The organism is Nitrincola sp. A-D6 (assembly GCF_000764495.1).
Lineage (GTDB): Bacteria > Pseudomonadota > Gammaproteobacteria > Pseudomonadales > Balneatricaceae > Nitrincola.
Genome location: NZ_JRLB01000110.1, coordinates 1 through 14,336 on the forward strand (window position 1 = coordinate 1; position 14,336 = coordinate 14,336).

The 14,336-nt window shown below is 50.4% G+C and carries 9 protein-coding genes and 1 pseudogene; all 10 read right to left on the reverse strand.

What is annotated here, in order from left to right; translation table 11 throughout:
* A partial coding sequence (locus LH51_RS20235) for a GTP-binding protein (RefSeq protein WP_235263814.1) occupies positions 1-161 on the reverse strand: 161 nt, incomplete at its 3' end.
* Positions 162-193: 32 nt separating this feature from the next.
* A complete protein-coding gene (fusA, locus tag LH51_RS17275; protein ID WP_036524669.1) occupies positions 194-2,287 on the reverse strand; it encodes an elongation factor G in 2,094 nt (697 codons plus the stop codon).
* 18 nt (positions 2,288-2,305) lie between these two features.
* Positions 2,306-2,776, reverse strand: coding sequence for a 30S ribosomal protein S7 (rpsG, locus tag LH51_RS17280; RefSeq protein WP_036524672.1), 471 nt, complete (start codon positions 2,774-2,776; stop codon positions 2,306-2,308).
* Positions 2,777-2,923: 147 nt separating this feature from the next.
* On the reverse strand, positions 2,924-3,298 hold the full coding sequence (rpsL, locus tag LH51_RS17285) for a 30S ribosomal protein S12 (RefSeq protein WP_036524675.1): 375 nt from the start codon (positions 3,296-3,298) through the stop codon (positions 2,924-2,926).
* A 119-nt stretch (positions 3,299-3,417) separates the two neighbouring features.
* Entirely contained in the window at positions 3,418-7,641 is a 4,224-nt protein-coding gene (gene rpoC, locus LH51_RS17290; protein ID WP_036524678.1) for a DNA-directed RNA polymerase subunit beta', read from the reverse strand.
* A 74-nt stretch (positions 7,642-7,715) separates the two neighbouring features.
* Positions 7,716-11,815: pseudogene (gene rpoB / locus LH51_RS17295) on the reverse strand (DNA-directed RNA polymerase subunit beta).
* 174 nt (positions 11,816-11,989) lie between these two features.
* A complete protein-coding gene (gene rplL / locus LH51_RS17300; RefSeq protein ID WP_036524681.1) occupies positions 11,990-12,355 on the reverse strand; it encodes a 50S ribosomal protein L7/L12 in 366 nt (121 codons plus the stop codon).
* Between the two features lie 71 nt (positions 12,356-12,426).
* Positions 12,427-12,918: a 50S ribosomal protein L10 gene (gene rplJ / locus LH51_RS17305; protein ID WP_036524683.1), complete on the reverse strand. Its 492-nt coding sequence runs from the start codon at positions 12,916-12,918 to the stop codon at positions 12,427-12,429.
* Between the two features lie 228 nt (positions 12,919-13,146).
* Positions 13,147-13,839, reverse strand: coding sequence for a 50S ribosomal protein L1 (gene rplA / locus LH51_RS17310; RefSeq protein ID WP_036524686.1), 693 nt, complete (start codon positions 13,837-13,839; stop codon positions 13,147-13,149).
* On the reverse strand, positions 13,839-14,273 hold the full coding sequence (gene rplK, locus LH51_RS17315) for a 50S ribosomal protein L11 (protein ID WP_036524689.1): 435 nt from the start codon (positions 14,271-14,273) through the stop codon (positions 13,839-13,841). The genes rplA and rplK overlap by 1 nt, the downstream gene beginning before the upstream one ends.
* Positions 14,274-14,336: the final 63 nt, after the last annotated feature.

Sequence of the window (14,336 nt, forward strand, 5' to 3'; positions counted from 1 at the left end):
GGTGCATTGTCAATACCATCAAAGGCAACGGCTGCACCGCCCCATACTTCAGCACATACGCGTGTCAGCGCCGCTGTCAGGGTTGTTTTACCGTGGTCAACGTGGCCAATGGTTCCTACGTTGACGTGCGGCTTGTTACGTTCAAAAGCTTTCTTAGCCACGGCTAAATCCTCTTAATCAAGTAATTGCTAAATCAATTCTGTTTAGAAACAGCATCGGCTATGTTCTGCGGCGCTTCACTGTAGGAATCAAATTCCATAGAGTAGGTTGCCCGACCCTGTGAAGCAGAACGAAGATCAGTTGCATAACCAAACATCTCGCCCAGCGGTACCTGAGCATTGATGACTTTGCCGGACACGGTATCTTCCATACCCTGCACCAGACCACGGCGACGGTTAAGGTCACCCATCACGTCACCCATGTACTCCTCAGGAGTTACTACTTCAACCTTCATCATCGGCTCAAGCAAACACGGGCTTGCTTCCTGGGCATACTTTTTCAGCGCCTGGGATGCAGCGATTTTAAACGCCATTTCGTTGGAGTCAACCTCATGGAACGAACCGTCATACAGGCGTGCTTTCAGGCCGATCAGCGGATAGCCGGCGATAACACCGTTCTTCATCTGCTCTTCGATACCCTTCTGCACCGCCGGGATGTATTCCTTAGGAATAGCACCACCTACGACTTCGTTAATGAATTCCAGTCCTTCTTCTTCACTCGGGCTGAACTCGACAATAACATGGCCATACTGACCACGACCACCAGACTGGCGCGCAAACTTATGGTTTGCAACAACAGACTTACGGATCTTCTCACGGTAAGCAACCTGTGGCTTACCGATATTGGCTTCCACCTTGAATTCACGACGCATACGATCAACGATGATATCCAGGTGCAACTCACCCATACCAGAGATGATTGTCTGACCGCTCTCTTCATCGGTAGCGACGCGGAAAGAGGGATCTTCCTGAGCCAGCTTGCTCAGCGCAATACCCATTTTTTCCTGATCAGCTTTGGACTTGGGCTCAACAGCAACCGAGATAACCGGATCCGGGAACTCCATGCGCTCCAGAACGATTTTGTCATCCAGGCTACACAGGGTATCACCTGTAGTCACATCCTTCAGACCGATAACCGCCGCGATGTCGCCAGCAAGAATCTCTTTGATCTCTTCACGTGAGTTAGCGTGCATCTGCACCATACGACCCACACGTTCTTTTTTCTCTTTGACAGAGTTATACACACTGTCACCGGATTTCAGAACGCCCGAATAGACACGGATAAAGGTCAGCGTACCCACGAATGGGTCGGTAGCAATTTTAAATGCCAGCGCTGCAAAAGGCGCACTGTCATCTGCTTCACGCGTTGCCACTGTACCGTCTTTATCGTCCAGCTCACCCTCGATCGCCTTAACTTCTGTCGGCGATGGCAGGAATTCAATAACGGCATCCAGAACAGCCTGTACACCCTTGTTCTTGAATGCGGAACCGGCCAGCATCAGCACGATATCATTCGCCAGGGTACGGGCACGCAAGCCTGCCTTGATTTCTTCAATGGTAAGTTCTTCACCACCGAGATATTTTTCCATCAGCTCATCATTGCTTTCTGCTGCGGCTTCGATCAGTTGCTCACGCAACGCTTCCGCCTTAGCCTGCAGATCAGCAGGAATTGCTTCCAGGGTGAAAGTCATACCCTGATCAGCTTCATTCCAGATGATTGACTTCATTTCAATCAGATCAACGACGCCTTTGAAATCATCTTCAGCACCGATTGGGAAGTTGAGAACAACCGTATTTACATTGAGACGCTTTTTCAGCTGCTCTTCAACACGGAAGAAATCTGCTCCAGCACGGTCCATCTTATTGACGAAAACCATGCGAGGCACTTCGTACTTGTTAGCCTGACGCCAGACTGTTTCAGTCTGCGGCTGAACGCCTGAAGAGGCACACAGCACCACAACTGCACCATCAAGAACGCGCAAAGAACGCTCTACTTCGATGGTGAAGTCAACGTGCCCAGGGGTATCGATGACGTTGATACGGTGTTCTTCGAACTGTTTGCCCATACCACTCCAGAAAGTGGTGATAGCGGCAGAGGTGATAGTAATACCACGCTCCTGCTCTTGTTCCATCCAGTCTGTGGTAGCGGCGCCATCATGCACCTCACCCAGCTTATGAGACAAACCTGTATAAAATAATACACGCTCCGTAGTGGTGGTTTTACCAGCATCTACGTGCGCACAGATACCAATGTTACGGTATCTGGATAGCGGTGTTTTACGAGCCACGACGTTATCCTCTGAAGTTTAGAAGCGGTAGTGAGCAAAAGCTTTGTTAGCTTCAGCCATACGATGCACGTCTTCACGTTTCTTAACGGCTGCGCCGCGCCCTTCAGAAGCGTCAACCAGCTCTCCAGCCAGACGCAAGGCCATGGATTTTTCACCACGCTTACGCGCAGAGTCGACCAACCAACGCATAGCCAAGGCCATACGACGTGAAGGACGAACCTCAACAGGTACCTGATAGGTGGCACCACCGACACGACGGGATTTTACTTCCACAACGGGCTGAACCGTTTCAAGTGCTTTATCAAACAGTTCCAGCGGATCCTGTTTAGTACGCTCTTGTACTTTATCCATTGCGCCATAAACTATGCTTTCTGCAACAGATTTCTTGCCACTGACCATCAGATGGTTGATGAATTTTGCCAGTGTGATGTTACCGAACTTGGGATCCGGCAGTATTTCGCGCTTTGCAGCTATGCGTCTTCTAGGCATGATAAGCCTCAATCAATTAAAAGGTCTTCAGGTTTAGCCAGGATGTCTTTGACACCTGCCCTTACTCTTATCGTCAGTTCGGTTTAGCGCAACAGCATGCGTTTTTACAAAAGCGTGACTGTGACAACTTTGCCGTTCAACGACTTATTACGACTTAGGACGTTTGGTACCGTACTTGGAACGAGCCTGTTTACGGTCATTAACACCGGAACAGTCAAGCGCGCCACGTACTGTGTGATAACGCACACCCGGCAAGTCTTTTACACGACCACCACGAATCAGAACAACGGAGTGTTCCTGCAGGTTATGGCCTTCACCACCGATATAAGAAGACACTTCATAGCCGTTGGTCAGACGTACACGACAGACCTTACGCAATGCCGAGTTAGGCTTCTTCGGTGTGGTTGTATAAACACGGGTACATACACCACGACGCTGAGGACAAGCTTCCAGTGCGCGAACGTCACTTGGCTGTACTTTGCGCTTACGCGGCTTACGTACCAACTGGTTAATTGTTGCCATTCAGCAAACTCTCCACCTTTGGTTTTAACATATAAAAAGACTGAGCATTCCTACTCAGTCAACAAGAGGGCGGGAAGTTTACCTAATTCCCGCCCCTATCGTCAATTACTGTCTGTTTTTTAATCAGAACCAGACATTGACGCATTCAGTGCTTTGGTCAGTGCCTGCTGGACTTCTTCCGCACTCACTGTACCACTTTCAGAGCCAACACGACGCTTGCGCTTGCGCTCACTGTGGTAGGCCAGACCCGTACCCGCTGGTATCAGTCGACCCACTACAACGTTTTCTTTCAGACCACGCAGGTAATCGCTCTTGCCATTCACGGCGCCTTCGGTCAATACACGCGTAGTTTCCTGGAAAGAGGCTGCTGAGATAAACGACTCTGTTGCCAGCGATGCTTTGGTAATACCCAGCAATACACGTTCGAACCTGGCCGGGAATTTACCTTCTTCGACCAGACGCGCATTTTCATTACGCACGGCGATGTATTCAACCTGATCACCCTGAATAAAGTCAGAGTCACCGGAATCAATAATCTCAACCTTACGCACCATCTGACGCACAATCACTTCAATATGCTTGTCGTTGATGCCCACGCCCTGGAGACGATATACATCCTGAATTTCAGCAACGATGTACTTGGCCAACTCATTAACGCCGAGGATACGTAAAATATCATGCGGGTTAGATGGACCATCGGAAATGACCTCACCCTTCTCAACCGACTCACCTTCGAAGATGTTCAGGTTACGCCACTTCTGGATCATGATCTCAACCGGATCACTGCCATCAGTTGGTGAAATCACAATACGGCGTTTACCCTTGGTTTCCTTGCCAAAAGTCACTACACCTGAAATTTCTGCCAGAATGGCATACTCTTTCGGCTTACGTGCTTCAAACAGGTCGGCCACGCGTGGCAAACCACCGGTGATGTCTTTGTTAACCGTACCTTCCTGCGGAATACGCGCCAGAACGTCACCGATCTGTACTTCAGAGCCATCATTCAGGTTTACAATCGCTTTTGGCGGCAGCAGATACTGCGCTGGCATCTCTGTACCCGGGTAGCAGATATCTTTACCGTCAAAATCAACCAGCTTGATCAGCGGACGAATATCTTTACCCGCCTGAGGACGATCCTTGCCTTCGAGAATTTCAATAGTAGACAGACCCGTCAGGTCATCCGTCTGACGCTTGACGGTGATACCATCTTCCAGACCGGCAAATACGATCTTACCCTGAATCTCAGATACGATTGGATGCGTATGCGGATCCCAGTTGGCGACTATAGCACCGGCTTCAACCGTAGAGCCTTCACGGACTTTAATCATGGCACCGTAAGGCAGCTTGTAACGCTCGCGCTCACGCCCATGCTCATCCGTGATACCCAGTTCACCTGAACGCGATGTAGCTACCAGATTACCATCAGTACGCTCAACGTATTTAAGGTTATGCAGGCGTACGATACCGCCATTTTTAACCTGGATACTGTCAACGGCGGCTGCTCGTGATGCGGCACCACCGATATGGAACGTACGCATGGTCAGCTGTGTACCTGGCTCACCGATTGACTGAGCCGCGATAACACCTACAGCCTCACCCTGGTTAACCAGGTGGCCACGTGCGAGGTCACGCCCGTAACAGCTGGCACAAACACCCTGGTTGGCATCACAGGTGATGGCTGAGCGCACCAGCACTTCATCAATCTTGCTGAGCTCTTCATCTGTGTGCAGACGGTCAACCCAGGCCTCATCGATTAGAGTACCCTTCTCGATTAATACATCACCCGTGACCGGACTCAATACATCTACCGCAACAACACGACCCAGCAACTGCTCACCCAGACTGACGATAATATCGCCGCCTTCAATGATCGGCAGCACCAGAACACCGTTCTCGGTACCACAATCCACTTCAGTGATAACCAGATCCTGGGCGACGTCAACCAAACGGCGGGTTAGGTAACCGGAGTTAGCTGTTTTCAGCGCCGTATCGGCAAGACCCTTACGCGCACCGTGTGTAGAGATAAAGTACTGCAGTACGTTCAGACCTTCACGGAAGTTGGCAATGATCGGCGTTTCGATGATCGAGCCATCCGGCTTGGCCATCAAACCACGCATACCGGCCAGCTGACGTATCTGTGCCGCGCTACCACGAGCACCTGAGTCAGCCATGATATACACGGAGTTAAACGATTCCTGCTCAACCTGATTACCATTAACGTCGGTTACCAGATCAACTTTCAGGTTGTCCATCATGCGCTTCGCCAGTACTTCGTTGGCACGCGACCAGATATCCACTACCTTGTTGTATTTTTCACCGTGCGTGACCAGACCTTCAGCGAACTGACGTTCAATTTCGGTCACTTCAGCCTCAGCTTCAGCAATAATGCGCGGCTTTTCATCCGGAATAACGAAGTCATTCACACCGATTGATGCACCAGACAGCGTCGCCTGACGGAAGCCCATGTACATCAACTGATCGGCAAAGATAACCGTTTCTTTCAAGCCACAGCGACGATAAGCTTCGTTTAGCAGCGTGGAGATGGCTTTCTTTTTCATTGCCTGATCAACCAGCGCAAATGGCAGGCCATCTGGAACGATGTCAAACAACAATGCACGACCTACAGTGGTATCGCGAACCGCTGTAATCTCTTCAACATTGCCATGAATATCACGAATCATTTCGCGAATACGTACTTTCACTCGCGCCTGCAGATGTACCTTGCCAGCACCATGTGCACGGGTCACTTCTTTAATGTCACTGAACAGCATACCTTCACCGGCGGCGGCAACACGCTCACGGGTCATGTAATACAGACCCAATACCACGTCCTGCGATGGTACGATGATCGGCTCACCGTTAGCGGGTGACAGAATGTTGTTGGTGGACATCATCAAGGCACGGGCTTCAAGCTGAGCTTCGATGGTCAGTGGCACGTGAACAGCCATCTGGTCACCGTCAAAGTCGGCGTTGTAGGCCGCACACACCAGAGGATGCAGCTGAATCGCCTTACCTTCAATCAGTACCGGCTCAAATGCCTGGATACCGAGACGGTGAAGTGTTGGTGCACGGTTAAGCAGTACCGGATGCTCACGGATAACTTCGTCGAGAATATCCCAGACCAGCGCTTCTTCACGCTCAACCATTTTCTTGGCGGCTTTGATGGTAGTCGCATGACCACGCAATTCCAGCTTAGAGAAAATGAACGGCTTGAACAGCTCCAGTGCCATTTTTTTCGGCAAGCCACACTGATGCAGACGCAGCGACGGACCTACCACGATGACCGAACGACCTGAATAGTCGACACGTTTACCCAGCAGGTTCTGACGGAAACGACCCTGCTTACCCTTGATCATATCGGCCAGGGATTTCAGCGGACGCTTGTTGGAACCCGTAATGGCACGACCACGACGACCGTTATCCAGCAGGGCATCAACCGATTCCTGCAGCATACGCTTCTCGTTGCGCACGATAATATCGGGTGCATTCAGGTCCAGCAGACGCTTAAGACGGTTATTACGGTTAATCACGCGACGGTACAGATCATTCAGATCAGACGTAGCGAAACGCCCCCCATCCAGCGGCACTAACGGGCGCAGATCGGGTGGCAGAACCGGCAGTACATTCAGAATCATCCACTCCGGCTTGTTACCGGATTTGAGGAAGGCTTCCATCAGCTTCAGGCGCTTGGACAGCTTCTTCAGCTTGGTCTCGGAGTTGGTCTGCGGAATTTCTTCACGCATACGATGACACTCGCTTTCGAGGTCAATCGAGCCCAGCAGCTCCTGAACCGCTTCAGCACCCATGCGCGCATCGAATTCGTCGCCGAACTCTTCCAGGGCTTCAAAGTACTGCTCATCATTCAGCAGTTGACCACGCTCCAGGGTAGTCATACCCGGATCGATCACCACAAAGGATTCAAAATAAAGCACGCGCTCAATATCACGCAGCGTCATGTCCATCATCAAACCGATACGGGACGGTAAGGATTTCAGGAACCAGATGTGAGCAACCGGTGAAGCCAGCTCAATATGCGCCATACGGTCACGGCGCACTTTGGTCATGGTCACTTCAACGCCACACTTCTCGCAGATAACACCGCGGTGCTTCATGCGCTTGTATTTACCGCACAAGCACTCGTAATCCTTGATTGGGCCAAAGATTTTGGCACAAAACAAGCCATCACGTTCCGGCTTAAAGGTACGATAGTTAATGGTTTCCGGCTTCTTAACTTCACCGTAAGACCAGGAACGGATCATATCCGGTGATGCCAGGGTGATACGGATCGAGTCAAACTCTTCAGTTTTACCCTGATTCTTGAGCAGATTCAGCAAATCTTTCATTGTCTATAGCTCCTCACGGAGTTCTCTGGGGAAGCGCCCGCGAGGGGCGCCACCTGATGTGATCAGTTTAGGTCTCAATCGCTTTCAAGTTCGATATCGATACCGAGAGAACGAATTTCCTTGATCAATACGTTAAACGATTCTGGCATGCCAGGTTCCATACGATGGTTGCCATCCACAATGTTTTTATACATTTTGGTACGACCATTGACGTCATCTGACTTAACCGTGAGCATTTCCTGAAGTGTATAAGCGGCGCCATACGCCTCCAATGCCCAGACCTCCATCTCACCGAATCGCTGTCCACCGAACTGCGCCTTACCACCCAGCGGCTGCTGTGTAACAAGACTGTAAGAACCGGTAGAACGTGCGTGCATCTTATCATCAACCAAGTGGTTGAGTTTGAGCATGTACATGTAACCAACGGTTACCTGACGGTCGAATTTATCACCGGTGCGGCCGTCATACAGCGTCACCTGACCCGTATCATTCATGTCGGCCAGACGCAGCAAGGCTTTGATTTCACTTTCCTTGGCACCGTCGAATACTGGCGAGGCCAAAGGCACGCCCTTACGCAGGTTATTGGCCAATTCCATAATTTCGGCATCACTGAAGCTTTCCAGATCTTCACGACGACCCAGCGGCAAGCCCGCGTGTTCGGCGTTATACACCTGACCCAGGAAGTCACGAACGTCTTTGACCTTTTCAGCCTTGGCACGTTCAATATCCAGCATGGCATTAATCTTACGACCCAAGCCTTTGGCTGCCGCACCCATATGAGTTTCCAGGATCTGACCGACGTTCATACGTGACGGTACACCCAGCGGGTTGAGCACGATATCGATCGGCTCACCGTTTTCGTCATATGGCATATCTTCAACCGGCATGATGACCGAGATAACACCCTTGTTACCATGACGCCCTGCCATTTTGTCACCTGGCTGGATACGGCGCTTGGTAGCGACATAAACCTTGACGATTTTGAGCACACCGGGCGCCAGATCATCGCCAGTTTGCAACTTGCCTTTTTTGTCTTCGAAACGCTTATCCAGATTTTCGCGACGCTCTTCAAGCTGCTTTTGTGCCTGTTCCAGCATCTCCTGTACTTCAGAATCTGCAAGACGAATCTTGAACCACTCAGAATGCTTTAAGCTGCTAAGGAATTCTTCTGTGATCGTTTCGCTCTTCTTCAGTCCGGCACCACCTTCGGCTTTCAGACCGACCAGCGCTTTAGTCAGACGCTCGAAAGTCGCATCTTCAACTATGCGGAACTCATCGTTAAGGTCCTTACGGATGTTATCCAGCTCAGTCTTCTCGATGGAAACTGCACGGGCATCTTTTTCCACACCATCGCGGGTAAACACCTGCACATCGATAACCTTACCGATAGTGCCGCCCTTCACACGCAAGGAGGTATCTTTTACATCAGAGGCTTTCTCACCGAAAATCGCACGTAGCAGTTTTTCTTCCGGTGTCAGTTGGGTTTCGCCCTTAGGAGTAACCTTGCCAACCAGAATATCGCCTGGGCCTACTTCAGCACCGATATGTACAATACCGGTTTCGTCCAGCTTGCTTAGCGCGGCTTCACCAACATTAGGAATATCCGCTGTGATTTCTTCGGATCCCAGCTTGGTGTCACGAGCCACACAGGTCAGTTCCTGAATATGGATAGTGGTAAAACGATCTTCTTCAACGACACGCTCGGAGATGAGGATGGAATCCTCAAAGTTGTAACCATTCCAGGGCATGAAGGCGATGCGCATATTCTGCCCCAGGGCCAGCTCACCCATGTCCACCGAAGGACCATCGGCGAGAATATCGCCACGGGTTACACTTTCGCCCGGGCGCACTATGGCGCGCTGGTTAATACAGGTGTTCTGGTTAGAACGCACGTATTTAGTCAGCGTATAGATGTCGACACCGGCATCACCGACGGCGGTTTCATCGTCGTTGGCGCGTACCACGATACGGCTGGCATCAACAGACTCAATCACACCACCACGGGTTGCAACCACACAGACACCTGAGTCCTGCGCTACGCTACGTTCAATACCTGTACCGACCAGCGGCTTCTCGGCACGCAATGTGGGTACGGCCTGACGCTGCATGTTCGAGCCCATTAACGCACGGTTGGCGTCATCGTGCTCAAGGAATGGAATCAGTGCGGCGGCCACGGATACGATCTGACGCGCCGACACGTCCATATACTGGACCTTGTCACGCGGCATAACGGTAAATTCGTTGGCATGACGTACTTCAACCAGATCTTCTGCCAGGCAGTTTTTGTCATCCAGCTTGGCGGATGCCTGCGCGATAACAAAGTTGTTTTCTTCAATTGCCGACAAGTAATCTATGTCATCAGACACCTTCCCATCCAATACACGACGGTAAGGCGTTTCCAGGAAGCCATAATCATTAGTACGGGCATAAACAGCCAGGGAGTTGATCAGACCGATGTTCGGACCTTCAGGGGTCTCGATCGGACAGACACGACCATAATGCGTTGGATGCACGTCACGGACTTCAAAACCAGCGCGCTCACGGGTCAGACCACCTGGGCCTAACGCGGATACACGACGCTTGTGAGTAATCTCGGACAGCGGGTTGTTCTGATCCATAAACTGGGACAACTGGCTGGAACCAAAGAATTCCTTAACAGCCGCCGCAACCGGTTTGGCATTGATCAGATCCTGAGGCATCAGGTTATCAGCTTCGGCCATGCTCAAACGCTCGCGTACCGCACGCTCAACACGCACCAGACCAACACGGAACTGGTTTTCAGCCATTTCACCGACAGAGCGGATACGACGGTTACCCAGGTGGTCGATATCATCGACAATACCCTTACCGTTACGAATACCGATCAGGGTTTTCATGACATCCAGAATATCGGCTTTTTCCAGGATCGAACTACCGGTTTCAGCATCACGACCCAGACGACGGTTGAACTTCATCCTACCAACGGCTGACAGGTCATAACGGTCTTCAGAGAAAAACAGATTCTCGAACAAACCTTCTGCAGACTCTTTGGTAGGTGGTTCACCAGGACGCATCATACGGTAGATTTCGACCAGGGCTTCAATCTGATTGCGAGTGGTATCAACACGCAGCGTATCGGAAATATAAGGACCACAATCCAGATCATTAGTGTAAAGCGTTTCAAAACGCTCTATACCAACTACCTGCAGACGGGTAATTAACTCGTCGGTGATCTCGGTATTGGCTACTGCAATGACTTCACCTGTCGACGGGTCGGCCATATCTTTTGCCAATACTTTGCCTGTCAGGTATTCCGCTGGAACCTGCAACTGCTTCATACCTGCCTGGGTCATCTGACGCGTGTGACGCGGCGTAATACGACGACCGGCTTCAACAATCACATTGCCTTCGGGATCTTTGATCTCAAAAGACATGGTTTCACCGCGCAGGCGCTCAGGCACCAGATCCATCCAGATCTGCTCACCTTCAAAGTTCCAGCCGGTATTTTCGAAGAAGATTTCCAGAATTTCTTCAGTACTGTAACCCAGTGAACGCAACAGCACCGAGGCCGGTAGTTTACGGCGACGGTCGATACGTACAAACAGCGCATCTTTTGGATCGAATTCGAAATCCAGCCATGAACCACGGTAAGGAATAATTCGCGCAGAATAGAGCAATTTACCCGATGAATGGGTCTTGCCTTTATCGTGATCAAAAAACACACCCGGTGAGCGGTGTAGCTGTGACACGATTACACGCTCAGTACCATTAATAACAAAGGTACCGTTATCTGTCATCAGGGCATTTCGCCCATGTAGACTTCCTGTTCCTTGATATCTTTAACCGCTTTACTTGACGATTCACGGTCATAGATTACCAGACGCACTTTGACACGAAGTGGCGCGGCATAAGTGATACCCCGCTGCATGCACTCCTTGACATCAAAAACGGGTTCACCGAGGCGGTAACCAACGTATTCCAGTGCCGCATTTCCGGAATAGGAAACAATTGGAAAAACAGAATTAAATGCTGCCTGGAGTCCGGTCTCGTCGCGCTGTTGCGCGTCCGCTCCCTGCTGCAGAAACTTGCGGTAAGAATCCAGCTGTGTAGCAAGCAGGAATGGAACGTCCATTACCTGGTTCAGCTTGCTGAAATCCTTACGAATACGTTTCTTTTCAGTATATGAATAAGCCATCAGTGTTCCCCAGCATGTGCACCTAGTTGAGAAGCCAGCCCAGAAGGGGATCTTCCAGTCTGTAGATCCGTTATCTGTTTGCTGTCATTCAATAACGGAAAAAGGCCGGTGGCTCGCGGCCACCAGCCATACGCTTTCAAAGCAGTTTACGCTGCCTGCAGCGCATTAAAGCGATTACTTGAGCTCAACTTTAGCGCCGGCTTCTTCCAGTGCTTTCTTGAGTTCTTCAGCTTCGTCTTTAGAAACGCCTTCCTTGATCGTAGCAGGCGCTCCGTCAACCAGTTCTTTAGCTTCTTTCAGACCCAGGCCTGTAGCGCCACGAACAGCTTTGATTACGTTAACTTTCTTATCACCAGTTTCAGCCAGGATGACGTTGAATTCAGTCTGTTCTTCAGCTACTTCAGCAGCCGCAGGACCCGCAGCTACTGCAGCCGCAGCAGATACACCGAATTTTTCTTCCATAGCTTCAATCAGAGTAACGACGTCCTTTACAGACATTTCAGCTACTGCGTTGATGATATCTTCTTGAGTCAGAGACATTATATAGATTCCTGAATTACTTTCGGGCTTAGCCCATTAAACGCTTAATCAGACAGCTTGCCGTTAGGCAATCAGGCTGCCTGCTCTTTCTGATCGCGAACGGCTGCCAGTGTACGTACCAGCTTGCCAGCAGAAGCTTCCTTGAGGACGCTCATCAACTTGGCAATTGCTTCGTCGTAAGTTGGCAGGCTTGCCAGCAGGGAGATGTCAACTTTCTCACCCTCAAAGGCTGCAGCTTTCAGCTCAAACTTCTCGTTACCCTTGGCAAATTCTTTCAGAATACGTGCACCCGCACCCGGATGCTCTGTAGAAAATGCAATGATAGAAGGCCCTACAAAAGTGTCTTGCAGACACACGTAGTCGGTTCCTTCAAGGGCACGACGTGCCAGTGTGTTACGAACCACACGCAACCAGACACCGTTTTCACGGGCCAGCTTACGCAACGCAGTCATATCTGTTACAGATACACCGCGAGAGTCAGCAACAACAGCAGACACAGCTGATTTAGCAGCTTCCTGGACTTCAGCGACGATCGCTTTTTTGTCTTCGAGTCCTAATGCCACGATTTACTCCTGGATTGAGTCTTTCGACCATTTACCAAACCAAACACCTGAACCTGTTGATTCAGGCGGTGAGTACGGTGGTACTGATTCGTTTGAATCTTCACCGTCTGCGCAGGCCGGTTAGACCATTAAGAGGAACAACCTGGGTTATTCCTCACCTGCGGTCTTTGACGGTCTTCGTATTCTGTCTGACAGGTCACGAAGACCCTCAAAAACGTTACAGTTAAATCAGCCTAATGAAGACTGATCAACTGCTATACCCGGGCCCATAGTAGTGGACAGGGTTACTTTCTTTACGTAAACGCCTTTAGAGGCAGAAGGCTTAAGCTTCTTCAGATCCGCTACCAGCGCTTCAATATTTTCTTTGATGGCATCAGCCGCAAAGCCAACTTTACCCACTGAACAGTGGATAATACCGTTTTTATCAGTACGGAAACGTACCTGACCGGCCTTGGCATTCTTAACAGCCGTAGCAACGTCTGGTGTTACTGTACCAACTTTCGGGTTAGGCATCAGACCACGTGGACCGAGGATCTGACCCAACTGACCGACAACGCGCATAGCGTCAGGCGTGGCGATAACCACATCAAAATCCAGATTACCGGCTTTAACCTGCTCAGCCAGATCGTCAAAACCGACGATATCAGCACCTGCAGCTTTAGCTTTTTCGGCATTTTCGCCCTGCGCAAACACAGCAACACGAACATCTTTACCAGTACCGTGTGGCAATACAGTAGAACCACGGACAACCTGATCCGATTTACGCGGATCAACACCCAGGTTTACAGCCACATCGATAGATTCAACAAATTTAACTGTAGAAACTTCAGCCAGCACAGCAACTGCATCCTGAACCGGGTAGAGTTTGCCAGCTACCAATTTCTCACTGATCGCCTTCTGGCGCTTAGTTAGCTTAGCCATTACTCTTCACCTTCTACAATAATACCCATTGAACGCGCACTGCCTGCGATAGTACGTACAGCAGCATCCATATCAGCAGCGGTCAGATCCGGCATTTTAGCAGTTGCGATCTCTTCAACCTGAGCACGAGTCACAGTAGCAACCTTCTCAGTGTTAGGACGCGCAGAACCGCTTTTCAGACCCGCTGCTTTTTTCAGCAGGATTGAAGCTGGTGGGGTTTTGGTGATGAACGTAAAGCTGCGATCACTGTATACAGTAATAACTACAGGTGTAGGCAGACCTGGCTCAATACCCTGAGTTGCTGCGTTAAACGCTTTACAGAACTCCATGATATTAACACCATGCTGACCCAGAGCCGGACCGACTGGTGGACTCGGGTTAGCCTGACCGGCTTTAACCTGCAGCTTGATATAAGCATTAATTTTCTTAGCCATTAAGCTACTCCTTTGGGTACAAGCGCCTTACGGCTCCCCGTCGTTACACAAAACTGCCCGGTC

Bases quoted from the DNA above. Each gene is read 5' to 3' on its own strand.
- rpsG (WP_036524672.1), bottom strand. From the start codon at position 2,776: ATGCCTAGAAGACGCATAGCTGCAAAGCGCGAAATACTGCCGGATCCC.
- rpoC (WP_036524678.1), bottom strand. From the start codon at position 7,641: ATGAAAGATTTGCTGAATCTGCTCAAGAATCAGGGTAAAACTGAAGAG.
- rpsL (WP_036524675.1), bottom strand. From the start codon at position 3,298: ATGGCAACAATTAACCAGTTGGTACGTAAGCCGCGTAAGCGCAAAGTA.
- rplK (WP_036524689.1), bottom strand. From the start codon at position 14,273: ATGGCTAAGAAAATTAATGCTTATATCAAGCTGCAGGTTAAAGCCGGT.
- rplL (WP_036524681.1), bottom strand. From the start codon at position 12,355: ATGTCTCTGACTCAAGAAGATATCATCAACGCAGTAGCTGAAATGTCT.
- rplA (WP_036524686.1), bottom strand. From the start codon at position 13,839: ATGGCTAAGCTAACTAAGCGCCAGAAGGCGATCAGTGAGAAATTGGTA.